Annotated in this window: 30 protein-coding genes; 14 read left to right on the top strand and 16 right to left on the bottom strand. The window is 56.6% G+C overall.

Features of this window, described 5'->3' with window-relative positions; all coding sequences use genetic code 11:
* Positions 1–3 precede the first annotated feature (3 nt).
* Both AC2FH9_RS13585 and AC2FH9_RS13580 read right to left on the bottom strand, forming a co-directional pair.
* On the bottom strand, positions 4–702 hold the full coding sequence (locus AC2FH9_RS13585) for an EI24 domain-containing protein (protein WP_185956679.1): 699 nt from the start codon (positions 700–702) through the stop codon (positions 4–6).
* A complete protein-coding gene (locus AC2FH9_RS13580) occupies positions 699–1,277 on the bottom strand; it encodes a nitroreductase family protein (RefSeq protein ID WP_496871875.1) in 579 nt (192 codons plus the stop codon). Before AC2FH9_RS13580 ends, AC2FH9_RS13585 begins: the two co-directional genes overlap by 4 nt.
* A gap of 136 nt (positions 1,278–1,413) precedes the next feature.
* On the opposite strand from AC2FH9_RS13580, the gene AC2FH9_RS13575 reads away from it, so the two are divergent.
* Positions 1,414–1,689, top strand: coding sequence for a DUF167 domain-containing protein (locus tag AC2FH9_RS13575; protein WP_496785702.1), 276 nt, complete (start codon positions 1,414–1,416; stop codon positions 1,687–1,689).
* Here the strand turns inward: AC2FH9_RS13575 and AC2FH9_RS13570 are convergent.
* Entirely contained in the window at positions 1,680–1,925 is a 246-nt protein-coding gene (locus AC2FH9_RS13570) for a DUF8831 family protein (RefSeq protein WP_271949269.1), read from the bottom strand. The genes AC2FH9_RS13575 and AC2FH9_RS13570 overlap by 10 nt on opposite strands.
* A gap of 122 nt (positions 1,926–2,047) precedes the next feature.
* Here AC2FH9_RS13570 and AC2FH9_RS13565 point away from each other — a divergent pair, with 122 nt between their 5' ends.
* From AC2FH9_RS13565 to AC2FH9_RS13545, 5 genes are all read left to right on the top strand, one after another.
* The gene (locus tag AC2FH9_RS13565; RefSeq protein WP_496871873.1) at positions 2,048–2,755 is read left to right on the top strand and encodes a M48 family metallopeptidase; all 708 of its coding nucleotides are present in this window, start codon (positions 2,048–2,050) and stop codon (positions 2,753–2,755) included.
* Positions 2,752–3,120, top strand: coding sequence for a YigZ family protein (locus AC2FH9_RS13560; protein ID WP_142636608.1), 369 nt, complete (start codon positions 2,752–2,754; stop codon positions 3,118–3,120). Before AC2FH9_RS13565 ends, AC2FH9_RS13560 begins: the two co-directional genes overlap by 4 nt.
* A 64-nt stretch (positions 3,121–3,184) precedes the next feature.
* Entirely contained in the window at positions 3,185–3,442 is a 258-nt protein-coding gene (locus AC2FH9_RS13555; RefSeq protein WP_496701527.1) for a DUF6455 family protein, read from the top strand.
* 10 nt (positions 3,443–3,452) lie between these two features.
* Positions 3,453–3,725 carry a DUF6455 family protein gene (locus tag AC2FH9_RS13550; RefSeq protein WP_496694728.1) on the top strand — a complete coding sequence of 91 codons (273 nt, stop codon included), beginning with the start codon at positions 3,453–3,455 and terminating at the stop codon, positions 3,723–3,725.
* Complete coding sequence (locus AC2FH9_RS13545; protein ID WP_271949278.1) at positions 3,722–3,979, top strand: DUF6455 family protein; 258 nt, start codon at positions 3,722–3,724, stop codon at positions 3,977–3,979. The genes AC2FH9_RS13550 and AC2FH9_RS13545 overlap by 4 nt, the downstream gene beginning before the upstream one ends.
* Here the strand turns inward: AC2FH9_RS13545 and AC2FH9_RS13540 are convergent, their stop codons facing one another.
* Positions 3,980–4,222 carry a CDGSH iron-sulfur domain-containing protein gene (locus AC2FH9_RS13540; protein WP_142636614.1) on the bottom strand — a complete coding sequence of 81 codons (243 nt, stop codon included), beginning with the start codon at positions 4,220–4,222 and terminating at the stop codon, positions 3,980–3,982.
* A gap of 226 nt (positions 4,223–4,448) precedes the next feature.
* On the opposite strand from AC2FH9_RS13540, the gene AC2FH9_RS13535 reads away from it, so the two are divergent.
* Both AC2FH9_RS13535 and AC2FH9_RS13530 read left to right on the top strand, forming a co-directional pair.
* Positions 4,449–4,637 carry a hypothetical protein gene (locus tag AC2FH9_RS13535; RefSeq protein ID WP_142636616.1) on the top strand — a complete coding sequence of 63 codons (189 nt, stop codon included), beginning with the start codon at positions 4,449–4,451 and terminating at the stop codon, positions 4,635–4,637.
* Between the two features lie 132 nt (positions 4,638–4,769).
* Positions 4,770–5,126: a diacylglycerol kinase gene (locus AC2FH9_RS13530; RefSeq protein ID WP_496690995.1), complete on the top strand. Its 357-nt coding sequence runs from the start codon at positions 4,770–4,772 to the stop codon at positions 5,124–5,126.
* A 34-nt stretch (positions 5,127–5,160) separates the two neighbouring features.
* Here the strand turns inward: AC2FH9_RS13530 and rimO are convergent, their stop codons facing one another.
* The gene (rimO, locus tag AC2FH9_RS13525; RefSeq protein ID WP_496871870.1) at positions 5,161–6,549 is read right to left on the bottom strand and encodes a 30S ribosomal protein S12 methylthiotransferase RimO; all 1,389 of its coding nucleotides are present in this window, start codon (positions 6,547–6,549) and stop codon (positions 5,161–5,163) included.
* 96 nt (positions 6,550–6,645) lie between these two features.
* Here rimO and AC2FH9_RS13520 point away from each other — a divergent pair, with 96 nt between their 5' ends.
* The gene (locus AC2FH9_RS13520) at positions 6,646–8,604 is read left to right on the top strand and encodes an AsmA family protein (protein ID WP_496871868.1); all 1,959 of its coding nucleotides are present in this window, start codon (positions 6,646–6,648) and stop codon (positions 8,602–8,604) included.
* 31 nt (positions 8,605–8,635) lie between these two features.
* On the opposite strand, the gene AC2FH9_RS13515 is transcribed toward AC2FH9_RS13520, so the two are convergent.
* From AC2FH9_RS13515 to AC2FH9_RS13500, 4 genes are read right to left on the bottom strand one after another with little or no spacing between them, the layout of a single operon-like run.
* Entirely contained in the window at positions 8,636–10,132 is a 1,497-nt protein-coding gene (locus AC2FH9_RS13515; RefSeq protein WP_496871867.1) for a phosphomannomutase/phosphoglucomutase, read from the bottom strand.
* Positions 10,133–10,146: 14 nt separating this feature from the next.
* Complete coding sequence (gene kdsA, locus AC2FH9_RS13510) at positions 10,147–10,980, bottom strand: 3-deoxy-8-phosphooctulonate synthase (protein ID WP_142636626.1); 834 nt, start codon at positions 10,978–10,980, stop codon at positions 10,147–10,149.
* Positions 10,981–10,985: 5 nt separating this feature from the next.
* Entirely contained in the window at positions 10,986–12,560 is a 1,575-nt protein-coding gene (locus tag AC2FH9_RS13505; RefSeq protein ID WP_282027572.1) for a KpsE/RkpR family capsule polysaccharide export protein, read from the bottom strand.
* Entirely contained in the window at positions 12,538–13,197 is a 660-nt protein-coding gene (locus AC2FH9_RS13500; RefSeq protein ID WP_142636630.1) for an ABC transporter ATP-binding protein, read from the bottom strand. Before AC2FH9_RS13500 ends, AC2FH9_RS13505 begins: the two co-directional genes overlap by 23 nt.
* A 228-nt stretch (positions 13,198–13,425) precedes the next feature.
* On the opposite strand from AC2FH9_RS13500, the gene AC2FH9_RS13495 reads away from it, so the two are divergent.
* Positions 13,426–14,013 (top strand): uracil-DNA glycosylase family protein, encoded by a 588-nt coding sequence (locus AC2FH9_RS13495; protein ID WP_282027571.1) that lies wholly within the window; start codon positions 13,426–13,428, stop codon positions 14,011–14,013.
* Positions 14,006–14,794, top strand: a complete 789-nt coding sequence (locus AC2FH9_RS13490) for an SseB family protein (RefSeq protein WP_496701943.1) — start codon at positions 14,006–14,008, stop codon at positions 14,792–14,794. Before AC2FH9_RS13495 ends, AC2FH9_RS13490 begins: the two co-directional genes overlap by 8 nt.
* Before the next feature lie 45 nt (positions 14,795–14,839).
* On the opposite strand, the gene yghU is transcribed toward AC2FH9_RS13490, so the two are convergent.
* Positions 14,840–15,718 (bottom strand): glutathione-dependent disulfide-bond oxidoreductase, encoded by an 879-nt coding sequence (gene yghU / locus AC2FH9_RS13485; protein ID WP_496750274.1) that lies wholly within the window; start codon positions 15,716–15,718, stop codon positions 14,840–14,842.
* 246 nt (positions 15,719–15,964) lie between these two features.
* On the opposite strand from yghU, the gene AC2FH9_RS13480 reads away from it, so the two are divergent.
* A complete protein-coding gene (locus AC2FH9_RS13480) occupies positions 15,965–16,483 on the top strand; it encodes a YHS domain-containing (seleno)protein (protein WP_496689615.1) in 519 nt (172 codons plus the stop codon).
* Positions 16,484–16,535: 52 nt separating this feature from the next.
* On the opposite strand, the gene AC2FH9_RS13475 is transcribed toward AC2FH9_RS13480, so the two are convergent.
* Both AC2FH9_RS13475 and metF read right to left on the bottom strand, forming a co-directional pair.
* Positions 16,536–17,222, bottom strand: a complete 687-nt coding sequence (locus AC2FH9_RS13475) for a J domain-containing protein (RefSeq protein ID WP_496690989.1) — start codon at positions 17,220–17,222, stop codon at positions 16,536–16,538.
* Between the two features lie 199 nt (positions 17,223–17,421).
* Complete coding sequence (metF, locus tag AC2FH9_RS13470; protein ID WP_271949306.1) at positions 17,422–18,288, bottom strand: methylenetetrahydrofolate reductase [NAD(P)H]; 867 nt, start codon at positions 18,286–18,288, stop codon at positions 17,422–17,424.
* Positions 18,289–18,381: 93 nt separating this feature from the next.
* Between metF and AC2FH9_RS13465 the strand changes: the two genes are divergently transcribed.
* Together AC2FH9_RS13465 and AC2FH9_RS13460 are read left to right on the top strand one after the other, a co-directional pair.
* Positions 18,382–19,287, top strand: a complete 906-nt coding sequence (locus AC2FH9_RS13465) for a LysR family transcriptional regulator (protein WP_496701538.1) — start codon at positions 18,382–18,384, stop codon at positions 19,285–19,287.
* A gap of 96 nt (positions 19,288–19,383) precedes the next feature.
* The gene (locus AC2FH9_RS13460) at positions 19,384–20,169 is read left to right on the top strand and encodes an inositol monophosphatase family protein (protein WP_142636646.1); all 786 of its coding nucleotides are present in this window, start codon (positions 19,384–19,386) and stop codon (positions 20,167–20,169) included.
* 54 nt (positions 20,170–20,223) lie between these two features.
* Here AC2FH9_RS13460 and bhcD read toward each other — a convergent pair whose 3' ends face one another.
* From bhcD to bhcA, 4 genes are read right to left on the bottom strand one after another with little or no spacing between them, the layout of a single operon-like run.
* Positions 20,224–21,204, bottom strand: a complete 981-nt coding sequence (gene bhcD / locus AC2FH9_RS13455) for an iminosuccinate reductase BhcD (RefSeq protein WP_496785681.1) — start codon at positions 21,202–21,204, stop codon at positions 20,224–20,226.
* 13 nt (positions 21,205–21,217) lie between these two features.
* Positions 21,218–22,381, bottom strand: coding sequence for a 3-hydroxy-D-aspartate aldolase BhcC (bhcC, locus tag AC2FH9_RS13450; RefSeq protein WP_496785679.1), 1,164 nt, complete (start codon positions 22,379–22,381; stop codon positions 21,218–21,220).
* An 11-nt stretch (positions 22,382–22,392) separates the two neighbouring features.
* A complete protein-coding gene (gene bhcB / locus AC2FH9_RS13445) occupies positions 22,393–23,364 on the bottom strand; it encodes a beta-hydroxyaspartate dehydratase BhcB (protein WP_496694737.1) in 972 nt (323 codons plus the stop codon).
* Between the two features lie 11 nt (positions 23,365–23,375).
* Entirely contained in the window at positions 23,376–24,566 is a 1,191-nt protein-coding gene (gene bhcA / locus AC2FH9_RS13440) for an L-aspartate--glyoxylate aminotransferase BhcA (RefSeq protein WP_496750271.1), read from the bottom strand.
* Positions 24,567–24,597 lie beyond the last annotated feature (31 nt).

The following is a 24,597-nucleotide window of genomic DNA, read 5'->3' as shown; positions in this document are numbered from 1 at the left end:
GCTTCAGGGCGTTGGCCCTGAGAGCTTATGAAAGATATGCGTGAATGTAGCAGCTCCGATAATCGGGATCACAAGATTCACCAGCGGAATAGACAGTGGGATGGCCATCAACGTGCCCGCAAGCCAAATTGTTGACGAATGTTGTGCCCGCAGTTTTCGCGCGCCCTCACGCCCGATACGGCGCATGGCTGCCAGCGTAAAATACTCACGCCCCAGCAGAAATCCGTTCATCGCCCAAAAGATAAACGGGGCCAGTGGCGTGAAGATCGCATAAAGGATCAGCGCCAGAAGGTTGGCCACAATCAGCACACCCATAAAACCAAGCGCGTCAGTGATCGCATCGCCTATCGGGATGCGTGGAACCGCGGGCAGGCTCGGATAATGCCTGTCCTCTACAGCTTGCGCGACATCGTCCAGAAACACAGACGTGATGGCTGAGGCGACGGGAATCATCAGAAACACTGGCAGGATCAGCACCAGGAAAATGCCGGAATAGCTAAGGACGTCATTCAGCCAGGGAACTGCACCAATGAATGGCAGCGATATCTCGTCCCCTGACAGCCGGTTGATCAGCCAAATTGCACCGGCGCAGGCTGCGATCAGCATCAGGATGGTCAGGCCGATACCTCGCAGCAGAACCCCGCGGAATTTCGGGTCTCCGATCTGACCAAGCGCTGAAAAAAAGGCGTTGAGGATGATCATTCTGTGACCCATTCGGTCAGGGCATCAACATCCGGGCGAGGGCGGTCGGGCGGGGTCGAGCCCTCGGTCGCGATATGGATCAAACCGGCAACACTCTCGTTATCCCGCAATCCAAACGCCTTGCGACAGAATTCTGGATCGTGGGTTTGCCAGCCAGACAACCAATTCGCGCCCCATCCTGCGGTCAAAGCAGCGTTCAGCAAAGCAAGGCAAACAGCCCCAGCTGAATAGGTCTGCTCGATGGCTGGAATCTTTTCCGAAGGCTTCTGAACCTCGATCACAGCGACGGCGAGATGGCCTAAATCAAACTGTCCGCGCGCTTTTTCAATGTCTTGAGGGGATTTGCCAAGCGCCTCACCGCATTCCTGGGTTAGCCCCGACAGGCGCCCCATTGCGCCTTTTTCAAGCACGATGAACCGCCAGGGTTCCAGTTTTCCGTGATCCGGGCTGCGGGCTGCTGCGGTCAGCAGGGGCATCAGCTGCTCACGGTCGGGGGCCGGTTCAATCAACGTTTTGGCTGGGCGCGACCGACGGGTCTGCAGAAACTTAAAAGCGGCCGGATTCTTCAAGGACATATGTTAACTTCCTTTACATAGGCTGTCTGTATCTGGTTGAACGTCTGGCGAGTTTCAAGTGCAATCGGCTGGACCAGTTGGATCAATTTCATTCCCCGCCCAACCGTGCAAGGGTCTTTGTTAACAGAAGGTGCCAATGGGAAAACCGAAACTAAGAAATCTTCCAGACCTGAGCGACCGTGTAGCACCGAATGCTGAGATTGCGGTCAGGGTTACCCCGAAAGCCGCAGCAGACAGGATTTTGGTTCAGGACGGAACGATCAGAATATATATCACTGCACCGCCCGAAAACGGCAGGGCAAATGAAGCCACACGTGAGCTTCTGGCGGTGGCGCTAAGGGTTGCTCCGTCCGCATTGATCCTGAAGCGCGGCCAGACATCGCGCGAGAAAGTCTTTGTGTGTCAGGCCTGATCGGGGGTTTCGCGAATTTGGTAAACACCTTCGGGCAGATCCAGTGCCGCAGCCAGATCACGAACCTGTTCGGGCGAAAGCGTAATCTTCTGAACCTGGTCAGTGCGCGGATCCAGTTGTTCCAGCGTTACGCATTCTGCAAAATTGTTAATAACCACATCCTCGTTCAAAGGCTTTTCGCCTTCGTCCACCAGGGTTATGACCGTCGAGTCGAATTCATGCTCAATCGAAAACATGTGTCCAGCTTGCCGGGCGGAACATTGCAATGCAACCCGTTCTTGGGAAATCGTCCGGTGGCGAACCGCCTTGTGTCGGGCTATGTTCGACGAAAAGGCATGACCGGACCGAAGGAAATAGTATGCGTCGCCTGATCTTGATGATATTTGGTCTGGTTCTGTCGGCCTGTGACACCGGTTCGTTACGCGTTCAGCCGGTAGAGGAATGGCAACAACCCTCAACTGATTTTCAGGTCGATGTGCTGACCTTTCGCGAAATCAGTCAAAGGGTCGGGGATGTGGCGCGCGCAGAGTGCAAGCGGCGCAGTAATGTCAGCAACTGCAATTTTTCGATCGTGGTTGATCTGAACCCTCGCGCACCAGCAAATGCTTTTCAAACCTTGGATGACGACAATCAACCAGTCATAATCTTCACCCGTGCGATGATTCAATCGGTGGAAAACGCCGATGAACTGGCCTTTGTGATGGGGCATGAATCTGCTCATCACATCCTGCGCCATATTCCCCGCCAGTCCGAAAACTCACGAGAAAGTGCCGCGATTTTTGGCGAGCTTGCACGCATAGCGGGGGCAAATGACGCCGATCTTGAACAGGCGCAGAAGCTGGGCGCGCAGGTGGGTGCCCAGATATATGTCAAGGACTTTGAACTGGAAGCGGACCGGTTGGGAACGATCATCACGCACCGGGCAGGTTACAATCCCTTGTTAGGAGCCCGCTATTTTGCCCGAATTCCTGACCCGGGCGATCGTTTTCTAGGCACCCATCCACCGAATGCTCAGCGCGTCGAAATTGTTTTGGAAACCTCGCGGCAGCTTGGGCTGACACAATGACGGGACTGAAACGGTTGGGGGTTGTCTTGACGGACCGCGGATCGAAATATGCCGTGTCCGGCGCTTTGGTCAGTTCCCGGGACGAGGTGGCAGCTGTCCTGCAGGACCTGAAATCTGACAAAAGCTATGCCAAGGCCACGCACAATACCTGGGCCGCAATCCTGCCTACTGGTGCGCTCAAGGCGGATGACGGGGAAAGCGGTGCCGGAATGGTGATTCTGCGCATGCTGGAAAGGGCCGAACTGAGCGGTCATATCGTCATTGTCACTCGATGGTATGGCGGAAAAAAGCTGGGCGGTGATCGATTTCGCCGGGTTCAGGATGCAACACGGGCTTATCTGGACGAACTGGAATTGGGACTTTGACCTGCGTCAAGGCTTGGGCTGTTTCGTATTGCTAGTCTGATCGGACAAAGCGAAACGGAAAGGAATGCCAATGCCCGATCGCGAAACGCTTAGGCATCATGCTGGTCTTGTTGACCGTATGGCTGGCAAGCTGGGGGTGGATCTGCAGGAATCTGCAATCGCTGGACATATATCGGTGGATCAGATTACCGATGCGGTTCTGCGATGCACCGATTGCCCGAACCCGGGCCATTGCCAATCTTTTTTGAATCAACCGGTTCTGGCAGCGCAGACACCCGAATATTGCCGGAACCAGGATTTGTTAAGCAAGTTGATCCCTTAGGGGGGCCGCAATGCCGCGTCTTGGACACCTCATGACCCATTTGCGCCTTGTGTTGAGGATGGGGCAAGCGACGGGTACGGATATTGTACGGGCCCACAATAAAGGTCGGCTAAGTCAGGAAGACTGGGCTGAAATGATCCGCCTGTGTCAGGGATGTGGCTGGGCGGCTGCCTGCCCGGATTGGATGGAAAGACATCCAGATATTGCAGGAGCACCGCAAACCTGCCCGAACAAACATCAATTCGCCGCGTTGAAAGCAATACAAATGCAGGAATTGGGATGAAACACGCTGTACTGGGCGACGTGGAAAAGCACTTTTGGCTGACACGATCCGTGGCCCGATGCCTTAAGATCTCGTTGACCGAAGCCATGTCCGACGGGCGGTTGAGCCCGGATGAATACGCCGAGATGGTAACGCGTTGCCGGGCCTCGGACTGTCACGAGAAATGCACGATATGGCTGGCGGCGCAGCAATCTGATCCCCGTTCAGCGCCCGGGTTCTGCGTAAATAGCCAGGTTTTCAACCGGCTGAAGTGATCAGATCTTGGAATGTGTCCCGTCGCAAAACGGTGGGTTAGCGCAGTTTTTACAGCCGCAGAAGAACAGTTTCTTGCTGGTATCAGCCGTGAACTTGACCGGTTCAAAGCCGGTTCCTTTGTGAGATCCATCACAAAATGGCTGCCGATTGGACCGGCCGCACGAGCACCAGAAATAGCTTTTTCCTTCGGTTACTTCGATTGGATAGGGCGCTTTTTGCGCAATGACTGGACCTTCTGGCATCTGGTTTCTCCGTTCGCTGACTTTCCCCAGTCTATCGCCTGAACAGATGTGCCGAAAGCAGTAGCTGCCACGCGGCACCCATTCCATGGGCAATCCCCCCGGCATGGTTTTGCCTGCTTTCGCAAACGCGCTGTTGATTTTATTGCAAAATTACCAACCACACCGTATTGTGAAGTCGGCCCCATGTTCAGGGCAATAACAGAAATTAATTAGAGGAATGACGGACATGAAACTCAAATTTGCTGCCGTTAGTGCGTTTGCCCTGGTTCTGGCTGCTTGCTCGCAACAGGAAGAGCCGACACCGGTATACATTACCCCAGATTATGACAAATACGGCACGCCGAGCTGCCCGGCAGGGACAGATCTGGCGACGACCGAAGCAGGTCAGACCGTATGTAATCCGACTGCTCAATAAGATTTTCGCGGGCGGATTCCGACATAGCCGCCCGCACAATCGAACAAAAAAAGCCGCCCTATGGGTGGCTTTTTTATTGCCTGTCATACGGTGTTAGGGTTTCTGTTTGACCTATTGAATTACCGAGGTCGCATGAGAAAACTTGTCACCCATCTAAAGGACCGCATCCGCTGGAGCTGGCAGGGATTGGCTGCCACTTGGCACAGTGAATACTCGTTCCGCGCTTGGGTCTGCACCAATCTTGTTTCTGCGGGTCTGGCCCTGTGGCTGCCCCTGAGCGACGGCGTTCGGGCTCTGATACTGGTGATCGGTCTGTTGGTTCTGGTGGCTGAACTGTTCAACACGGCGATCGAACGGGCGGTGGATCATACTTCGACCGAACACAATCTATTGGCCGGGCAAGCCAAAGACGCCGCCAGCGCTGCGGTGGCACTGACTGCTTTGGCTGGCGGATTGGCCTGGGTTATCGGGCTGTTGAGCCTTTTTTGACTGCCGCTGGGTCGGTCAATTCAGGTAGGTGTGGTTAGCGAAGCTTGCCCCATAGATCATATTCCCCGGCCTCGTCCACCTCGACCGAGACAATGTCGCCCGGCTTCAGGGCCTCAAACCCCTCGTCGATGAACAGATTGCCGTCAATCTCGGGCGCATCTGCGGTGGTGCGACAGGTCGCGGCCTCATCGTCGATATCATCCACGATGACTTGCAGGGTATGGCCGACCTTGGCGGCCAGTTTGGCCTCGGAAATCGCCTGAGCCTTTTCCATGAACCTTTCCCATCGGTCTTGTTTGACATCGGCGGGCACATGGTCAGGAAGGTCGTTGGATCGGGCTCCTTCGACGTTCTCGTACTGAAAGCAGCCGACGCGATCCAGTTGCGCCTCGTCCATCCAGTCCAGAAGGGTCTGGAACTCAGCCTCGGTCTCGCCGGGATAGCCCACGATAAAGGTGGATCGCAGAGTGATGTCAGGACAGGTCGCGCGCCAGGCGGCGATCTCGTCCAATGTTCTGGCAGCTGCAGCGGGGCGGGCCATTCGTTTCAAAACATCCGGATGTGCGTGTTGAAAAGGGATATCCAGATAGGGCAGCACGTTGCTGCCCGCATCCGCCATCAGCGGGATCAGTTCACGTACATGCGGGTAGGGATAGACATAGTGCAGACGAATCCAGGCATCCAACTGACCCAATTCACTCGCCAGATCGGTGATATGGCTGCGTACCTCACGGTCTTTCCAGGGGTTCACATCGTATTTCCGGTCCAACCCATAGGCCGAGGTGTCCTGCGAAATCACCAGCAATTCGCGCACACCGTTATCGACCAGCTTTTCCGCCTCGCGCAGAACCGCATGCGCCGGACGGCTGGCCAGTTTGCCGCGCATGTCGGGGATGATGCAGAACTTGCACTTGTGGTTACAGCCCTCTGATATCTTGAGATAGCTGTAGTGGCGCGGCGTCAGTTGAACGTTGGCCGCAGGCAGCAGATCCACGAAGGGGTCGGGATCAGGCGGCACGGCCTTGTGTACCGCATCCAGCACCTGCTCGTATTGATGTGGTCCGGTGACGGCCATGATACGCGGGTGATGCTCGCGGATGTAATCGGGTTCGGCCCCTAGACATCCGGTTACGATAACCTTGCCGTTTTCTACCAAAGCCTCGCCGATGGCATCCAGAGACTCCGCCTTGGCGCTGTCCAGAAATCCGCAGGTATTCACAATCACGGCATCTGCGCCTGAATAGTCCGGCGAGATGCCGTATCCTTCGGCCCTCAGGCGCGTCAGAATCCGCTCGCTGTCGACCAAAGCCTTGGGGCAACCCAGCGATACCATGCCGATGGTCGGCTGGTTCGGACGTGGTGTATCAGTGATCCGGGCAGCAGGTGCCAGGTCGGGGCGGAGGTTTGGCGGATTTGTGGTCATGGCGCGGCATATAGTGGGGAAAGCTTCCCCTTGCAAATGCGCTGCCGTCTTTGAATGATCTTTTTATAGCGTGCCAAATAAGTCGGAGAGCAGAAAATGAAATGGCTAATGCGCATCCTGTTCCTTTTGGTGGCTGTGGTCGGTCTTGTCATCGGCGCGTTGCTGCTGATGCCGGGCGACAAGTTGGCGACCATTCTGGCCGAGCAGGTCAAGGCACAAACCGGGCGTGATCTGAAACTGTCGGGGGGCGTTAAGCTGTCCTTCTGGCCTGTGCTGGGCATGGAAACCGGGGCGGTTTCCTTCGGAAATGCCTCGTGGGCGGGGTCTGAGCCGATGCTGAGCGCCGAAAGCCTGGCGGTTGGGGTCGATACCTTGGCCATTTTGTCCGGCGATGTGCTGATCAAACGGATTATTGCCGAGAATCCGACCCTCAGACTTGAACTGTCAGACGGGCGCGGAAACTGGGAGTTTGACACGGCCGTCGCCCCGACAGCCAGCGGCTCGGGTGGATCAAAACCGGCCGATGCATCGCGTGCGGTGACACTGGAGCATCTGAAACTGACTCAGGCGCGTCTGATCTTTGTTGAAAATGGATCGGCCCGATTTGATGTCGCAGACGTGGATTTGTCTGCCAGTTGGCCAGCAGTCTCGGCCCCCATGGTTCTGGATGCACAAATGCCGGTTCCGGGCGGTGAGGCCCGCGTGGATATCAAGATACCCGACCTGCCGGCCTATGCCTCGGGCGCGGCATCCGAGATTGAGCTGGCGCTTGCCGCCCCCGGTGGTGACATCGGGTTTGACGGGCGCGTCAACCTTGCCGGAGAGATGGACGGCAAGCTGCAGTTGAAAACCAAAGACACGGAAAAAATGCTGGCCGCGTTCGGTCAGGAGGGCGTTGGAGTGCCGCACGGGTTGGGCCGCGCTGCGAACGTGTCGGGGCAGATGACTTATACCAGAGATGGTCGCATATCTGTGCGCGATCTGGTGGCTTCACTCGACAGTAACCGTTTTACAGGCGAAGTTGATATTGTCATTTCCAACCCGCCACAGATCACTGCTCGGTTGGATGCCAGTGATCTTGATCTTTCTCGCTATAATCAAAGTGGTCAGACGGTCTCGTCCAGTTCCGGCGGTTCCGGCTCGGGTGCTGCCTCGGAGGGGTGGTCAAGGGAACCGATCGACGCCTCGGCGCTGGCTTTGGCCAATGGTGAAATTCGACTGACAGCCAAATCTATCGCGCTGCCCGAGCTGACGCTTGGCCCCAGCGACCTGACAATGCGGCTGGACCGGTCTCGGGCTGCATTGGAGATGAACCCGGCAACCTTGTTTTCCGGAACGCTGAACGGGCAGGTGGTGGCCAATAATCGGAATGGGTTGTCCGTTGGCGGCAAGATAAAGGCCAAGGGCATTGACCTCAAACTAGCTCTGACAGCCTTGGTCGGGGTCGAGCGGCTGTCCGGGACCGGGTCGGGATCATTCGAGTTTCTGGGCGTTGGCCAGAACGAGAATCAGATCATGCGCTCGCTCAGCGGTAAGGGCCGCTTGGATGTAGGAAAGGGGCTGATATCGGGTTTTGACCTTGATCGTCTGATGGGACGAGGCAAAGGTTCGGGTGGCACCACCGTGTTCAACAGCCTGACGGCTAGCTTCACCATTGATAAGGGCGTTTTGCAGAACAACGATCTGTTGATGTCGCTGGACAATTTCCGCGCGGATGGCAAAGGAAAAGTCGGGATCGGAGCGCGCAATATCGACTATCTGTTCACGCCAGTCGCTCTGCGTGCGAATTCGGGAGAGGGCCTGTCGGTTCCGGTGCGTATAGTTGGACCATGGAGCAATCCGTCGATCAAGCCAGACCTGACCAAGGTGATCGAAGCGGCCGCCGGAGGAAAAGTCAAAGAGCTTGAGGATGATGTCAAAAAGAAAGTCATCGACAAGATAGGCGGCGATACCGGTACGGCCGGGACTGACGGTGACAGCGTCGAGGACGCGCTGAAGAACAAGCTTGAGGACGAGGCCAAGAAAGGACTGCTTAAGCTGTTTGGCGGAAATTGAAGTGTCGGGGCCAGAGCCCCGACACCAACGCTCAGATGGTCTGGTCGTAATCTCCGACACCAGGTTCGGTTCGGATGACCGCGTCGATATCCGCAAAAATGGCACGCATCTCTTCTTCGCTTTCGCTGCTTTCGCAGACGACCACCAGATTGGGCGTATTCGACGAGGCGCGCACCAACCCCCAGCTGCCATTGTCCAGAATGACTCGGGCACCGTTGACAGTGACCACTTCCTTGATCGGGCGACCTGCAAGCGTCTCTCCGGCTTCGGATTTGGCGACCAGCTTTGCGACCAAACGGTCGAGTATGTCGTATTTCTCGGTATCCGCTGCATAGGGGGACATGGTCGGTGTCGACCATGTTTTCGGTAGTGCCTTTCGCAGGTCGGACATGCTTTGGTCCGGGTTGCGGTCCATCAGTTTACAGATCTCAACCGCGACGCGCATGCCGCAATCATAGCCACGGCCAATCGGTTCGGCCAAAAAGTAATGCCCCGACTTTTCGAACCCGGCCAGCGCGTTGATCTCTTTGACTCGCCGCTTCATGTGGCTGTGGCCGGTTTTCCAATAATCTGCCTTGACCCCGCGAGCCTTCAACTCGGGGTCGCTGGCAAAAAGGCCGGTTGATTTCACGTCGGCGACAAAGGTGGCATTGGGGTAAATCTTGGCCAGATCGCGGGCCATGATCACGCCGACCTTATCAGCAAAAATCTCCTCCCCCTCGTCATCCACAACGCCACAGCGGTCACCGTCACCATCGAACCCCAGCGCCATGTCTGCACCGCTGGCTTTCACGGTATCGGACATGTCGTGCAGCATTTCCATCGCTTCTGGGTTCGGGTTGTAATGCGGGAAGGTATAGTCCAGTTGGTTATGGCTGGGCACGACTTCGACCCCCATGCGTTCAAAGATTTCCGGGGCAAAGGCGGATGCGGTGCCGTTCCCTGTGGCACAGACCACTTTGAGAGGTCGGGATATTCTGAAATCGCCGACCAGATCGTCGATATAGGCCTCTTTCACGCCATCAACGAATTCGTAGGACCCGCCAGGGTGGGTCTGCCCTTCGCCATTCAGAACAATGTCTCGCAGTTCCGACATCTCGTCCGGGCCATGGGTCAGGGGACGTTCAAACCCCATCTTGACCCCGGTCCAGCCATTTGGATTGTGGCTGGCCGTGACCATGGCCACCGCTGGAACGTCCAGATGGAACTGAGCGAAATAGGCCATCGGGCTAAGCGCCGGACCGATATCCTTTACCTGAATTCCCGCCTGCATCAGGCCCAGGATCAGGGCATTTTTAATGGTCAGAGAATAATCACGATAATCATTGGCTACAGCAATCACGGGTTCAATCCCACGCTTGCGCATCTGTGTGCCCAGACCCAACCCCAGTACGGTCATGCCCGGCAGGTTGATCTCTTCTGGATATTTCCAGCGGGCATCATATTCGCGAAAGCCGGTTGGCTTGATCATTGCGTCGCGCAGAAAGCTCCAGGTGTTCGGAGTCACCTCGGGGTTGGGTTTGGTCATGGGAATACTCTTGTTCAGATCTGGATAGGGTTGGCCTTGGCCAACGCATCAAAACGCATCAATGTATCGATGAGCTGCGGCATCTGGTCCAATGGGATCATATTAGGACCGTCGGAAGGTGCAGTATCAGGGTCCTGATGGGTTTCGATAAAAACCGCACCGATGCCAAGCGAAACCGCAGCGCGGGCCATCACAGGCGCGAATTCTCGCTGCCCACCAGTTGAACCACCTTTGCCGCCAGGCTGCTGTACCGAGTGTGTGGCATCCATTACGACCGGGTATCCCGTTTTGGCCATCTGCGGCAGGCCGCGCATGTCAGCGACCAACGTATTATATCCAAACGAAGTTCCGCGTTCTGTCAGCAGGATGTTTGTGTTCCCAGTGCTTTCTACCTTGCTCACGATGTTGCCCATCTCCCATGGGGCCAAAAACTGTCCTTTTTTGACATTAACCGCCTTGCCGGTTTCGCCAGCTGCGAGCAGCATATCTGTTTGTCGGCATAGAAAGGCAGGGATTTGCAGCACGTCCACAGCCTCGGCCGCAATCGCGCATTGGGCTTCGGTATGTACGTCAGTCAGCACTGGAATGCCCAAGGTTTTGCGGATGTCATCCAGAACCTTGAGCCCTGTGTCTATTCCCATACCTCGCGCACCCGACAGCGAAGTTCGGTTCGCCTTGTCGTACGAGGCTTTAAAGACGTACTGCGCCCCGGCGGCGTCGCAGGCCTCTTTCATTTTTCCTGCGATCATTTGGGCATGATCGGCAGTTTCCAGTTGGCAGGGACCGGCGATGATCGTCAGCGGAAGATCATTGCCGACCGTGAGATCGGAGATTTTTACATGTTTCATGTGTCTTACGAGGATACCTGTTCACGAAGGACCGACGCGGTAAGCGAGATCATCAGGTAGATACCAGCAAACAACAGGAAAGCCAAAATCGTATTTTCGAACTTGCGCGGATAGCTGGGTTCCTGACTGGGAACAGGATTGACGGAAACCGTCAGATACCGAACCTGACGATTGGCTTCGGTCCTGGTTGTCTCCATATGCTGCATCGCTGATTGCAGGATCATATCCCGAGCGGCCAGATCGGCCTGTGCCATCTGAATCCGAACGCTCAGCCTGGCCAGCGAATTCTCGCCGGCAGAGACATCCAGCATTTCGGCGTTCAATTCCTCCAGTACAACCGTAAGCCGTGCGATATCGGCCTGTGCGCCATCCACCTTGGCTTTGTTTGGGCGGCGATTGTCCAACAAGGCTGCAAGCTGCAGCTCTTTGTCCTGAATAAGCGTCTCGATTTCGTTTATGCGGCCCCGCAACCCGGCAATGACGCTTTCAGGGTCAAGGATTGCGCCTTGCAGCTGAAGCTCGATCAGGTCTTCCTGAGCTTTCTTGCGTTCTTCCTGAGCGCTTACAAACCCTTCCCGGGCATCTTTCATCTGGTCTTCGCGTTTCTTTTCGGTCAGCGCGTTTACCCGTTGCTCGGCATAGGAAATCAGTTCTCGGGAAAACGCGGCCGAAGTCTGGGGGTCAGGTGTCGCCACCTCCATCCGGATCAGGCCATCGGTCGGGTCATATCCGACCGTGATCATGCGTTTGTACAGCTTGTAAGCCTCTTCGAGACTGGCGTCCGGGGACAATCGCTGAATGGGGTCGATCCAGTCCTGTTTGAACACATCAGCGAAACCGGCCTCTGTGTCCAAAAGTTCAAGCGCATCTTTCGATTCCAGAAACTCCTGGGTGGCAACCGAATCCTGCGTGGTCGCAAATTGGGTCCCTGCCAGAAGCCCTCCGATAGAGCCTGCGCCCCCGTCCGCCTGAAGGATAAGAAAGGCAGAGTTGCTGGCGTACATTGGGGTCGCGATCCGATAGAAATAGAGACCCACGACAAAGGTAGGTAGCAGGACAAAGGCCGCAAGCCGCGCAAACAGAGCGAACAGTTTGCGACGGCGGCGGCGGGCGATGTCCCTCTGAATCTGTCCGATTTCACGTTCACGCCGCTCGGCCGGGCTCATCTCGGGTCCGGGCAGATTCTCTGGTGCATCTTTCACGGTCTGGGGCAGGTGGATCGTGATGCGATCATTCGTCTGCTCGTCCGAAGTTTTCTTTTCCGAGGCAAGGTTCAGCAGACTGGAGCGTTCAAACGGATCAATTCCCTTTTTGCGCAACAACCGAACTGCATCATAGTCCGAAGTCGCCGCAAGACCGTTTTTCTGGGCAAGACGACGTGCCACCCGCAGTTGGCGGCCGGTCAGTCCTTCGCGTTTGATAGCGTCGATCTCGGTCCCTACTGGTGGTTCATTTTCTGCGCCGGGCGCCTGTGTGGCCTGGCGAATGCGCGAGATCGCGTCTTCGCGCGTTTCGGCATTTCCCGCAGACCGCCGTTTGCGGCGCCAGTTGTATTTATCAGCCCTGGGTTTGGTAGTCATATAACTGCTTTGCCTCTTCCAAGGTTTCGAACAAGTGAAGCTGACCATCCACTAATACCGCCGCCTGACGCGCGAATTTTTCAAGCAGGGCCGGGTTGTGAGAGACGATGACCAGTGTTGTTGTGCGCAGCCGTTCCTGCAGAATGTCGCCTGCCTTTTTGTTGAATTCAACATCCGTTGTGGCCGGCATCCCTTCGTCGATGAGGTACATGTCGAAATCCAGAGCCAGCATCAACGCGAATGTGAACCGCGACCGCATACCGGATGAATAGGTCGCCAGCGGTTGATTGAAATATTCACCCAGGCCACACAGCCAACTGCAATATGCCTCGACATAGTCCGGGTCCATACCATAGATCTTGGCGATATAGCGCGAGTTCTCCAGAGCCGACAGCTTGTTTGAAACTCCGCCGGTAAATCCCATCGGAAAAGAGACGCGGCAGGATTTGCGAATGACCCCTTCGTCGGGTTTCTCTAGTCCGGCCATCATGTTGATCAGGGTGGTTTTCCCGGTACCGTTCGGGGCCAGAATACCGATGGAAGTGCCAAGTTCGACGCGAAAAGACACCCTGTCCAGAATCACCTTTCGGCGCGTCCCGGTCCAAAAGGACTTGCTGACATTTTCAAACTCAAGCATCCAAAGCCTGCGGGTTTATCTTGTTGTTGCGCCGTTCGGACCGGCGAAAGAACGGTACCTCTACGGTGCCATATAGGCCACATTATGTCGAATTATGAAACAAATGATCAATGCGTTCCGGGGGTCGTTTTTGGTAATGTGACTTTTGCATCTGTTGGTGTCTGGATGTGTGTTACCTATCTTGCTTTACGAACACCAACCATCTGATGCGGCACTGATTGCGATCTCATGAACCCACTCGAAAAAGAAATAGAGGCCTGCCGTATTTGTGCCGACCGATTTGCGGCAACCGAAACCGCGCATGAACCAAGACCCATTGTCTGGTTCCGCAAAGACACGCCTATTTTGGTCTGTGGTCAGGCTCCGGGGGCACGTGTGCATGCGTCGGGTCGCCCTTTTACCGACCCTTCCGGTGATCGGCTTCGGGCGTGGTTGGGTGTTGATGAGGAGCTGTTTTATGACCGTTCACGTGTCTCGATCGTTCCAATGGCGTTTTGCTTTCCCGGCTATGATGCGCGCAAGGCAGATTTGCCTCCTCCGCCAGTATGCGGTCAGACTTGGCATGATCGGGTCATGGCGGATCTTGGGCCTGTGCCGTTGACCATTCTTGTCGGGGGGCACGCCCATAGATATCACCTGAAGTCACGTGGGTCAGTCACCGAAACCGTCCGCAACTGGCGGGACTATGCGCCGCGGGTCTTTGCCTTGCCTCATCCGTCCTGGCGGAATACGGCATGGATGAAGAAAAACCCGTGGTTCGAAGCCGATCTGTTGCCGGTTTTGCGCGCACGGGTGCAAGAGGTTCTGAATGACTGAGATTTCGGCTCTGGACGCCGCCCATGCCGCGGCTGAGGCTGCTCCGCAGGATGATGCGGCCCGTCTGCGTTTCTTTGAACGGCTGGCTGACAGTGAGCTGTTCCTGATGCTGACGGAAGAGGCAAAGAACGAGAATATTTCGCCCGAATTGTTCGATGTGGCAGATGGGCGTTTTGTGCTGGCTTTCGATCGCGAAGACCGGCTGGCCCGCTTCGCAGACCGCCCGGTGCCCTATGTTGCGCTGTCGGGGCGGGTTTTATCGTCTATGTTGTCGGGGCAGGGGATCGGGCTCGGGTTGAACCTTGAGGTTGCCCCATCCTCGATGTTGATCCCGCCCGAGGCATTGGGCTGGTTGGCGGAAACATTGCAGCATGGTCCCGAAGAGGTGCAACAGCACCTGTCCGAGTTCCTGGCTCCATCGGGGCTGCCTGACGAACTGCTGACAGCTTTGGACGCCAAGCTGGCTACGGCCATTGGGTTGGCGCAAGCCGCCTATCTGGTCAGCACCAAAACGGCTGAAGGTGGGTTCGGGCATTTGCTGGGTTTTGTCGATGCCGTCGAAGGGGCAGAGGCAGCTCTGGCTAAGGCCGCGTCCGAAGCGCTTACCTTTTCCGGGGTCGAAGCTGGGGCAATGGACGTAGGTTTTTTCAAATCAAGTGACACGGCCGCAGCGTCTTTGGCGCGGGTGGGTTTGCGGTACGATCTGCCGCAGCCTGAGGCGCGTGTGAATGCGCATATCGCTCCTGGGCGCGATCCGGATAAACCGCCTTTGCTTAAGTAATGGCAGAATGGGGCTTCGCAGATTGATCCGCGAAGCCCGGTTTGTTTACTCGGCTGCCGGCTCCAGCTTGTCCTGTGTGCGCGTTTCAAAGTCGCCGGCCTCGTGGCGTTCGTGAAGCTGTGTATGCTTTTCGCCGAAGGCACGATTGACCATGCGACCGCGTTTCACGGCGGGACGGGCGTCAATCTCCTTGGCCCAGCGCATGACGTTCTTGTAGGATTCGACGTCTAGGAACTCGGCTGCGCTGTACAGGCGCCCAAGAACCAGTTGTCCGTACCAGGGCCAGATCGCGATATCGGCGATAGAGTAATCCTCGCCTGCGATATAGGTTTTCTCGGACAGCTCCCGATCCAGAACATCCAGCTGCCGCTTGGTTTCCATGGCAAAGCGGTTGATGGGATATTCCCATTTCTCGGGCGCATAGGCGTAGAAATGGCCAAACCCGCCACCCAGATATGGTGCACTGCCCATTTGCCAGAAAACCCAGTTCATCACCTCTGTCCGTTCTGGCCCGGATTCGGGTAGGAATGCGTTGAACCTTTCAGCTAGGTGAAACAGAATTGAGGCACTTTCGAACACGCGCACTGGTTTTTCACCGGACCGATCCCACAGGGCAGGGATCTTCGAGTTCGGGTTGGCCTCTACAAAGCCCGAACTAAACTGATCTCCCTCGCCGATGTTGATCAGCCAAGCGTTATACTCGGCCTCTTCATGGCCTAGCGCCAGAAGCTCTTCCAGCATGACGGTTACTTTTACCCCGTTCGGAGTGGCAAGCGAATAGAGCTGCAGAGGATGGTGCCCAGCAGGCAAATCCTTGTCATGAGTTGCCCCCGCAATCGGGCGGTTGATATTAGCGAATTGTCCGCCGTTTTGGCTGTCCCATGTCCAGACCATCGGGGGCGTATAGGTCGATTGCTCGCTCATTTCTTGCCTTTCTCAGCAAAGTTCGGGTGAATTATCCGTTCGCTTCAACAGCTAATATTGCAAAGGGCAAAGTCCAACCCTGCCCGTTGGGAAGATTTTGTAACATTCAGTGCAAAAGACTTCACGTTTTCTCATTCGATGTCACAGCGACGCGAGCGGGACTGCGTTCGATCGAGGAATCACCTATTCTCTGCACAGCCCCGTATTCCGGGCCGATCATCCATCCAATAAAAAAGGACCGCCCTTATGAAACGACTTGCCTGGACCTTAGCTGCGACCTTGGCATTTGCCATGCCTGCCCTTGCAGGTGATCAGTATGTGGACGGCACCGGCTATGCGGTGTCAGGATATGACGTGGTTGCCTATCGCAGTCTGGATCAGGTTGCTGTCGGTCAATCACAGCCCGAAGCCGTCCGCGGAAGGTCAGATATTACGGCCGAATACAACGGCGTTACCTGGGCATTCTCGACCGAAGAGAACCGGGACAAGTTCTTGGAAAACCCTGCTTATTATGCGCCGCAATATGACGGTCACTGCGCCTATGGCGTGTCACGCGGCGGCAAGGTGCCTGCGAACCCGAACCTGTGGCGGATTGTTGATGACAAGCTGTATCTGAACATTACTGATGTGGTTGTCGGGTTCTTTGAAGAAGATATTCCCGGCAATATCAATCTGGCTGAAGGAAACTGGCCGGGCATCGAGGCCGACGGGGCCTCCAGCAGCGTGATCCCGAAGTTTACCTCCGAAGGCCCGGTCGCAAACTGAGATTTCTGCAACGGATGCAAAGCCCGGCATTGATTTGCCGGGCTTTTGTTTGTCATCCGGTCAACCAGTACTCATCCTGCGTTTGCTGGTCGGCGTTGAATCTGATCCGGACGCTGCGGGCGCCCGGAAATTTCTTGGTCGCAAGCGCAACGGGTACGACAACTTCGCCCGTGCCCGCATCTTTGGACTGAAAGCTCAGAATCTCTGTCTTGACGCGCTTGGTGCCAGCAAGAACACTCGTCGGCAATGCGACGCGGTTAGCACCTTCGCAGACAGGTGCGGAAATGAAATAAGTCAGGTTGCGGCCATGCAAGCCGACAGCGTCCGGAATGTGGTCAGCATCTTGCAGGCGATCCGCATCTTGACTGTCCACTGGGGTGTCCGGGGAGTCCTGCAAGTGGGGCAGCGCCGTATTCAACATTGCACGACAGGCATCAATATCTTGGGTTTCCAGCTGAATAACGCGTTTGCGCAACCGGGGGCGGCGTGGTTTCCCCGCCGCCGAGCCCGCCAGACCTTTCCCGGCCAGCCCCTCGCTGCGCAGCAAATCATAGGCCGCCTTGGCGTTGGCCAAGGCCGCACCGTCTCCGCCATTCTTATCGGGGTGGGCTTCGAATGCGATGTCGCGCCAGGCCTCTCGAATGTCATCTGAACTGGCGCTTTGAGCCAGACCAAGTGTGCCGAATGCATTGGCGCGGGCACTAACCTTGTCAAAAGGTTCCATACTAAATTCACTCATAAACAAACTATACGACCCCACAATGAATGGGCGGTTGCTAAAGTCAAATTTGTAACAGAATTGAACGGTTTATCGCGACAATGATTAAGGCTTCAGTTGGATTGTTCAAGTGGCCCCTGTCAGGCAGGGCAATCCCAACTTGTTCCACAAAAACACCCGGGGTTTTAGCCCCGGGTGCACAGTCTGAAACAAGCGGATATCAAGCGACGTTCTGAAGCTCGGCCTTTGGTGTGACTCCAAGGGCAAAGCACACATCCCGGGTCAGTTCCGGCCGGTTCAGTGTGTAAAAGTGGAGCTTGTCTACTCCGCCCTCGATCAGGTCTGAACAAAGTTCTGTGCACAACGCGGTGGCCAGCAGGTCTTCGCGGTCGTCACGAATGGCCTTCTCAAAGGCATTCTCGATCCAATCCGGAATATGTGTCCCGCATCTGCGGGCAAAGTTGCGCGCCCCTTTCCAGTTTTCGATTGGCAGGATGCCCGGAACGATGGGCTTGTCGATCCCTGCCTTTTCACAGGCATCGCGGAAACGGAAAAAGGTCTCGGCCTCAAAGAAGAACTGTGTCAGCGCTTCGTCGGCACCCGCGTCCAGCTTGGCCTTTAGCCAGTCGATATCAGCGGCAAAATCCTGTGCTTCCGGGTGTTTGTCCGGATAGGCGCCAACACGGATGCTGAACATCTCGGTTTCTGCCAGTGCTTCGATTAATTCGACCGAGTCCGCGAACCCTTCCGGGTGCGGCGCGAACCGATCCTGACCCTTGGGCGGATCGCCGCGCAAGGCGACGATGTTCTCCACGCCCGCCCGAGCAAAGGTATCTGCGATTTCCAGTGTTTCCTGACGTGACGCATCCACACAAGTCAGATGTGCAGCAACAGGCAGGCCGGAGGACTTGTGCAGTGTGGCCACCGCATCGCGCGTCAGCTCACGCGTGGTGCCCCCCGCGCCATAGGTGACAGAAACAAAGCGCGGTTCAAGCGGTGCCAGTGTTTGCACCGTATCCCAAAGGCGGAATGAAGCCTCAAGTGTCTGTGGCGGGAAAAATTCAAATGAAACTTCTGGTCTTGTCATCTCGGCCTCACGGGTGAAATCTCTGACCCTTGTGCCAGCTTACGCATTGTGAGACAAACTCATATTATTCAAGAACAACATGAGTTCCGCGCAATGCATATCGAATTCCGCCACCTGCGTACGATCAAGGCGATCCATGAATGTGGCGGGCTTGCCCGTGCCGCAGATCAACTGAACATCACTCAATCCGCGTTGAGCCATCAAATCAAAGGCCTAGAGGATCAGGCCGGGGTCGAATTGTTCTTGCGCCGGTCCAAACCGATGAAACTTTCGGCGGCCGGTTTGCGGCTGTTACGCCTGGCCGAGCAGATCCTGCCGCAGGTCGAGGCGACACAGCAGGAGTTCTCTTCTTTGCGCGACGGGCGCACGGGCCGTATGCATATCGCCATTGAATGCCACGCCTGTTTTGAGTGGCTGTTCCCGGTGCTGGAATCCTTTCGTAAATCCTGGGGCGATGTGGATGTCGATATCCGCCCCGGCCTAGCCTTTGATGCCTTGCCGGCTTTGCAAAAAGAAGAGGTCGATCTGGTCGTTTCCTCGGACCCAGAAGATCTGCCCGGTGTCGAATTCATCGAACTCTTTGACTATGACGCAGTGTTTGTCGCGGCTTCGACACACCCGCTTGCCCAGAAAGAGTTCATTGAGGCCGAAGATTTTCGGGGCCAGACCCTGATTACCTATCCGGTCGAACGTACACGGTTGGATGTATTCAGCCAGCTGCTGATCCCTGCGCGGGTTGAACCGGCCGCAATCCGGCAGGTTGAGCTGACCGCTGTGATCCTGTTGCTGGTCGCGTCGAACCGGGGGATTTCGGTGCTGCCGGACTGGGTCGTGCGTGAGGTGAAGTATAATTCCGACTATGTTACCCGCCCGCTGACCAAGGCGGGCGTAACACGTCGCCTTTATGCTGCAGTGCGCACCGAGGACCTTGAGAAACCCTTTGTGCAAGAGCTGATCAAGCTGGCCAAAACCGAGGCGCGCAAGCTGCAGGAGCAATAGGCACAAAACGCGGGTCTGCTATGCGTATCATTCCTCTTGGCAAGGGCGCATTGCCCCAGTATACGCGCGGTTTGACCGGACAGGAGCCTTTGGACAATGGTTGGCAGTGCAAACCTCAACATCATGATCAAAGCCGCGCGCAAAGCGGGGCGTTCACTGGTCAAGGATTTTCGTGAAGTCGAGAACCTTCAGGTGTCGATGAAAGGCGCCGGGGATTTTGTGTCCAAGGCAGACATTGCAGCCGAGGCGATCCTGAAAGAGGAACTGCTTGGCGCGCGCCCGACCTATGGCTGGCTGGCCGAAGAGGGCGGCGAGATTGCCGGCGAAGATCCCACCCGCCGCTGGATTGTGGATCCGCTGGATGGCACCACGAATTTTCTGCACGGCCTGCCGCACTGGGCGATCTCGATCGCGTTGGAACATAAAGGCAAAATTGTTGCCGGTGTGATCTATGACGCCGCCAAGGACGAGATGTTCTTTGCAGAAAATGGCGAAGGCGCCTGGATGAACGACACCCGTATCCGCGTTTCGGGTCGTCACCGCATGATCGAGTCGATCTTTTCGACCGGGCTGCCTTTTGGCGGACGGTCTGACTTGCCTGCGACCCTGCAGGATCTGGCGCGTCTGATGCCAGTCTGCGCCGGTGTACGTCGGTGGGGCGCAGCAGCGCTGGACATGGCTTATGTTGCTGCTGGCCGGTATGAAGGCTTTTGGGAACGCCGTCTGAATGCCTGGGATGTTGCCGCCGGGATCATCATCGTGAAAGAGGCTGGTGGCTTTGTGCAGGCTTTGAACCCGGAAGGTAACGTGCTGGAGGACGGCGAGGTCATCTGTTCCAACGAGCCCATCTTTGATCAGTTTTCCAAGGTCATCCGGGGCTGAGCCACCAACAGACAGGTCAAACAAGCGCGCCCGATTGAGGCGCGCTTTTTCGTTTCAGAGGGTCGCGCGCTGGGCTAGATCCGCCTCTTCAGCCAATCGTGCAGCGACTGAGGCGACTGCAAGATCCTGCAACCCGACCCCGGTTCCATCAAACAGAGTGATCTGATCGTCGCTTGTCCGACCGGGATGGTCACCATTGATGACGGCGCCGATGGGCGCGATTGCATCCTCGGTCAAGGCGCCAAGGCTGATGGCATGTTGGGCCTCGCCGATTGTCACGGACTGGGCGACCTCGTCGGTAAAGACAGTCGCCGCAGCGACGAGATCCGCGTCAACCTCCTGTTTGCCTTTGGTGTCGGTGCCCATGCAAGCCAGATGCGTGCCGGGCTTGATCCAGTCTTTCATCAAGAGCGGCTCAAAAGCCGAGGTGATGGTGATGATCACATCCGCCTGTGCGCCCAGCTCCTTTTGGCTGACGGCCTCGAATTCCAACCCAACCTCAGTGGCCACAGCTGCAAGGCGGGGCAGCATGTCGGGATGCGGGTTCCAGGCAATGACCTTTTCGAAGTCGCGCTGTTCCGCCGCCGCCCGCAGCTGGAAAGTTGACTGATGTCCGGCCCCGACCATACCAAGTACTCTTGCGTCTTGCCGCGCCAGATGCGCGATCGAAACCGCCGAAGAGGCCGCTGTGCGCACCGCTGTCAGGTAATTGCCCCCGACAAGCGCGGACAATCGCCCGGTATCGGGGTCGAACAGAAACACCGTGGATTGGTGGTTGGTCAGGCCCTTCGCCGCATTGCCCGGCCAGTATCCACCGGATTTGAGGCCCAGCACCTGACCGTCGCGGTCAAATCCCGATTTGAACCCATAGAGAGCGTCGGCATGGCCCAAAGCCTCGCGGATAACGGGAAAGTTCCACGCGCCACCTTTAGCCATCGCACCGAACACAGCTTGTACAGCGTCAAAGGCCTGCTGGCGTCCTACCAGTTTCTCGCACAGATCTTCGCCTACAATCAGCAGGCCGTCGCTTTTCATAACATCCCTCATCTCAATAGGCTTTCCCGCGGGCCGAGACCGGCCACAGGGCTTCGACTTTGCCGCCCCGTACGCCCACATACCAATCATGGACATTGCAGGTCGGGTCACAGTGGCCCGGCACCAACCGCAGCTTGTCATTGACTTTCAGTACGCCGTCTGGATCCCCGATAACCCCATGCTCGTCCGAGCACTTGAGGTATTCGACATCATCACGCCCGAACACAAAGGGCAGGCCGCTATCGACCGACTGCGCCTTGAGGCCGGCGTCGCAGATGGCCTTGTCTGCTTTGGCGTGGCTCATGACGCTGGTCAGGATGAACAGCGCATTTTCCCATTCTCCCTGATCAATCCGCTGGCCGTTCTGATCCAGAATCCGCCCATAATCCGCGTCCATGAAGGCGTAAGAGCCGCATTGCAATTCGTTGTAAACGCCCGAGTTACTTTCGAAGTAATAGGAACCGGTGCCGCCGCCCGAAACCAGCTCGCACTCGATCCCTTCTGCTTTCAACCCGGCGACAGCGTCTTTGACCATGGCAATGGCTACATCCAGCTTCTCTTTACGGGCCTCATAGGTGTCGAGATGTTGCATCGCACCCTGATAGGCCTGAATGCCGGTGAATTTCAGATTTGGCGCTGCTTGCACAGCTTTGGCAATCTCGATGACCGCCGATGTCGTGGTTACACCACAGCGCCCTGCGCCGCAGTCGATCTCGATGAACACTTCCAGTTCTGTGCCGTGACGCGAAGCGGCAGCCGACAGGTCGGAGATATTATCGATATCGTCCACGCAGACAATGATACGTGCGCCGAAATTGGGCAGCCGTGCCAGTCGGTCAAGCTTGGCCGGGTCGCGCACCTGGTTGGATACAAGGATGTCCGTAATGCCGCCACGGGCAAATACCTCGGCTTCCGACACTTTCTGACAGCAGACGCCGACCGAACCGCCCAACCGTTCCTGCAGCTTGGCCACATCGACCGATTTGTGCATCTTGCCATGAACACGATGGCGCATCCCATGGGCCTTTGCGAAATCGCCCATCTTTCGGATGTTGCTCTCTAGCGCGTCCAGATCAAGGATCAGGCAAGGCGTCTGTATCTCGCTTTCGTCCATGCCGATCGCGGCAGGGATGTCGAAGCCGACCTCGAGGTCTTCAAAATTTACGGTCTTGTTCATGTTGTTTCTCCTTACCCTTTCAGCCAGGGCAGTTTGTCCAAGTCTACATTGCCACCGGTCACGATGACGCCAATGCGCTTGCCTCGGAAAACCTCTGGGTTCTTCAAAATGGTTGCCAGAGGAACCGCCGAAGACGGCTCCATCACCACGCGCAGGTGCTTCCAGGTCAGTTTCATCGCTTCGATGATTTCCTCTTCCGAGGCGGTAAAAATATCGGTCACGTGGTTGGATACGAAATGCCAGGTGTTTTCTTTCAGGGGCACCAGCAGCCCATCCGCGACTGTCTTGGGGGCGTCATCTGCGATGATATGCCCGGCCTTGAAGGACCGGTAGGCGTCATCCGCCTGTTCCGGTTCCGCTGCATAAATTGCGGTCTCGGGCGCAAGGTTCGAAACCGTCAGACAGGTGCCTGAAATCATGCCGCCACCGCCGATGGGCGCGATAACGGCGTCCATACCACCAGTCTGTTCCAGCAGTTCGGCGGAGCAGGTGGCCTGACCGGTAATCACACGCGGGTCGTTATAGGGGTGAACAAATTCGCCACCGGTTCGGGCCTGAACCTCGGCAAATGTTGCTTCGCGCGAGCTTGTCGAAGGGTCACATTCGGTGATTGTACCGCCATATCGGCGAACTGCATCCTTCTTGGCCTGCGGGGCTGTGCGCGGCATGACCACGTTGCACGGAATACCGCGGCGGCCGGCCGCATAAGACAAAGACAAGGCGTGATTGCCGCTGGAATGCGTGCAGACACCCTTGGGCATCAAATGGTCTGCAAGGCCGAATACAGCGTTGCAGGCCCCACGCACCTTAAAGGCCCCGGCTTCTTGGAAATTTTCGCATTTAAAGAACAGCTGCGCGCCGGTCAGGTCATTCAGGTGGTCCGAAACCATGACCGGAGTTCGGCGGATATGCGGTTTGATCCGATCATGCGCGACTCGCATGTCCTCGATCGTCAGATCCGCGGCAGAGGGGTGATCCAACATTGTCATTCTCCTTACGCCGCGACCTCGGTTCGGTTGCCGGGTGTGGCGCGAAAGTGTTCCTGGGCTGCGGCGACGCCAGAGCCCAATGTGATCGGATAGCTTAGATCGGCCATTGCCATCTCGATCGTACAGAGCCCGGACAGGACCATCGCATCTGTCAGACTGCCCAGATGCCCAATACGGAACGCCTTGCCGTGCAACTGGCCCAAGCCAACACCAAAGGACATCCCGTAGGTGTTAAAGGCATGGTCGGTCAGAATGTTGCTGTCGAACCCTTCGGGCACGTAGATTGCGCTGACCGTGTCCGAGTAAAGTTCTGGCGATTGAGCAACCAGTTCCAGCCCCCAAGCATCGACGGCGCGCCGGACGCCCTCGGCAAGCCGATGATGACGGGCGTAAACATTCGGTAAGCCTTCTTCAAACAGCATCTTCAGGCTTTCACGCAGCCCGTAGATCAGTTGCAGGGGTGGTGTATAGGGAAACCCTCCGGTCGCATTGGCCGCCATCATATCCCGGAAATCGAAAAAGGTCCGGTGCAGCTCTGCGGTTTCCATCGCGTCCAGCGCTTTCTGGCTGACGCAAAGGATGGCCATGCCAGTGGCCAGCATGAATCCCTTCTGCGATCCCGAAACCGCGATGTCGACGCCCCAGCGGTCGAACTCAAACGGTACAGAGGCCAAAGAGCTGACGCAGTCCACCATCAAAAGCGCCGGATGATTGGCGGTATCCATCGCCCGCCTTACAGCCCCGATATCCGAAAGCACCCCTGTCGCCGTTTCATTATGAGTGACCAGAACGGCGCGAATTTCATGCGCTTTGTCCCCAGTCAGAACCGTCTGAAATTGGTCAGCGGGAGCGCCGCTGCCCCAAGGGCAGTCGATGACCTGAACGTCAAGCCCGTGACGTGTGCACAGATCAATCCAGCGGTGGCTGAAAACGCCATAGCGCGCTATCAGGACCTTATCACCGGGGCTGAGCGTGTTGGTGATTGCAGCCTCCCATCCACCTGTGCCGCTGGCGGGAAAGGTAACGATCTGGGCCGCAGCGGTATCAAAGACCTTCTTGGTGTCTTCCAGTACGGGTGCAAATGTCTGGACAAAGTCCGGCGCGCGATGATCCTGCGTCTGGACCTGCATGGCCAGGCGCAATCTATCAGGTATGTTGGTCGGGCCGGGAATGAAAACCGGGTTTTGGTTCGACATGGCTTGTTCCTCTGCTTTGGAGATAAGTGTC

It is taken from the genome of Ruegeria sp. CDSC081, from assembly GCF_059610485.1.
The sequence above is the reverse complement of the archived record's forward strand: the minus strand, read 5'-3'. Positions and strand labels throughout refer to the sequence as shown.

Excerpts from the sequence above, each read along its gene's own strand:
- AC2FH9_RS13585 (WP_185956679.1), bottom strand. The coding sequence starts at position 702 with ATGATCATCCTCAACGCCTTTTTTTCAGCGCTTGGTCAGATCGGAGAC.
- AC2FH9_RS13580 (WP_496871875.1), bottom strand. The coding sequence starts at position 1,277 with ATGTCCTTGAAGAATCCGGCCGCTTTTAAGTTTCTGCAGACCCGTCGG.
- AC2FH9_RS13575 (WP_496785702.1), top strand. The coding sequence starts at position 1,414 with ATGGGAAAACCGAAACTAAGAAATCTTCCAGACCTGAGCGACCGTGTA.
- AC2FH9_RS13570 (WP_271949269.1), bottom strand. The coding sequence starts at position 1,925 with ATGTTTTCGATTGAGCATGAATTCGACTCGACGGTCATAACCCTGGTG.
- AC2FH9_RS13565 (WP_496871873.1), top strand. The coding sequence starts at position 2,048 with ATGCGTCGCCTGATCTTGATGATATTTGGTCTGGTTCTGTCGGCCTGT.
- AC2FH9_RS13560 (WP_142636608.1), top strand. The coding sequence starts at position 2,752 with ATGACGGGACTGAAACGGTTGGGGGTTGTCTTGACGGACCGCGGATCG.
- AC2FH9_RS13555 (WP_496701527.1), top strand. The coding sequence starts at position 3,185 with ATGCCAATGCCCGATCGCGAAACGCTTAGGCATCATGCTGGTCTTGTT.
- AC2FH9_RS13550 (WP_496694728.1), top strand. The coding sequence starts at position 3,453 with ATGCCGCGTCTTGGACACCTCATGACCCATTTGCGCCTTGTGTTGAGG.
- AC2FH9_RS13545 (WP_271949278.1), top strand. The coding sequence starts at position 3,722 with ATGAAACACGCTGTACTGGGCGACGTGGAAAAGCACTTTTGGCTGACA.
- AC2FH9_RS13540 (WP_142636614.1), bottom strand. The coding sequence starts at position 4,222 with ATGCCAGAAGGTCCAGTCATTGCGCAAAAAGCGCCCTATCCAATCGAA.
- AC2FH9_RS13535 (WP_142636616.1), top strand. The coding sequence starts at position 4,449 with ATGAAACTCAAATTTGCTGCCGTTAGTGCGTTTGCCCTGGTTCTGGCT.
- AC2FH9_RS13530 (WP_496690995.1), top strand. The coding sequence starts at position 4,770 with ATGAGAAAACTTGTCACCCATCTAAAGGACCGCATCCGCTGGAGCTGG.
- rimO (WP_496871870.1), bottom strand. The coding sequence starts at position 6,549 with ATGACCACAAATCCGCCAAACCTCCGCCCCGACCTGGCACCTGCTGCC.
- AC2FH9_RS13520 (WP_496871868.1), top strand. The coding sequence starts at position 6,646 with ATGAAATGGCTAATGCGCATCCTGTTCCTTTTGGTGGCTGTGGTCGGT.
- AC2FH9_RS13515 (WP_496871867.1), bottom strand. The coding sequence starts at position 10,132 with ATGACCAAACCCAACCCCGAGGTGACTCCGAACACCTGGAGCTTTCTG.
- kdsA (WP_142636626.1), bottom strand. The coding sequence starts at position 10,980 with ATGAAACATGTAAAAATCTCCGATCTCACGGTCGGCAATGATCTTCCG.
- AC2FH9_RS13505 (WP_282027572.1), bottom strand. The coding sequence starts at position 12,560 with ATGACTACCAAACCCAGGGCTGATAAATACAACTGGCGCCGCAAACGG.
- AC2FH9_RS13500 (WP_142636630.1), bottom strand. The coding sequence starts at position 13,197 with ATGCTTGAGTTTGAAAATGTCAGCAAGTCCTTTTGGACCGGGACGCGC.
- AC2FH9_RS13495 (WP_282027571.1), top strand. The coding sequence starts at position 13,426 with ATGAACCCACTCGAAAAAGAAATAGAGGCCTGCCGTATTTGTGCCGAC.
- AC2FH9_RS13490 (WP_496701943.1), top strand. The coding sequence starts at position 14,006 with ATGACTGAGATTTCGGCTCTGGACGCCGCCCATGCCGCGGCTGAGGCT.
- yghU (WP_496750274.1), bottom strand. The coding sequence starts at position 15,718 with ATGAGCGAGCAATCGACCTATACGCCCCCGATGGTCTGGACATGGGAC.
- AC2FH9_RS13480 (WP_496689615.1), top strand. The coding sequence starts at position 15,965 with ATGAAACGACTTGCCTGGACCTTAGCTGCGACCTTGGCATTTGCCATG.
- AC2FH9_RS13475 (WP_496690989.1), bottom strand. The coding sequence starts at position 17,222 with ATGAGTGAATTTAGTATGGAACCTTTTGACAAGGTTAGTGCCCGCGCC.
- metF (WP_271949306.1), bottom strand. The coding sequence starts at position 18,288 with ATGACAAGACCAGAAGTTTCATTTGAATTTTTCCCGCCACAGACACTT.
- AC2FH9_RS13465 (WP_496701538.1), top strand. The coding sequence starts at position 18,382 with ATGCATATCGAATTCCGCCACCTGCGTACGATCAAGGCGATCCATGAA.
- AC2FH9_RS13460 (WP_142636646.1), top strand. The coding sequence starts at position 19,384 with ATGGTTGGCAGTGCAAACCTCAACATCATGATCAAAGCCGCGCGCAAA.
- bhcD (WP_496785681.1), bottom strand. The coding sequence starts at position 21,204 with ATGAAAAGCGACGGCCTGCTGATTGTAGGCGAAGATCTGTGCGAGAAA.
- bhcC (WP_496785679.1), bottom strand. The coding sequence starts at position 22,381 with ATGAACAAGACCGTAAATTTTGAAGACCTCGAGGTCGGCTTCGACATC.
- bhcB (WP_496694737.1), bottom strand. The coding sequence starts at position 23,364 with ATGTTGGATCACCCCTCTGCCGCGGATCTGACGATCGAGGACATGCGA.
- bhcA (WP_496750271.1), bottom strand. The coding sequence starts at position 24,566 with ATGTCGAACCAAAACCCGGTTTTCATTCCCGGCCCGACCAACATACCT.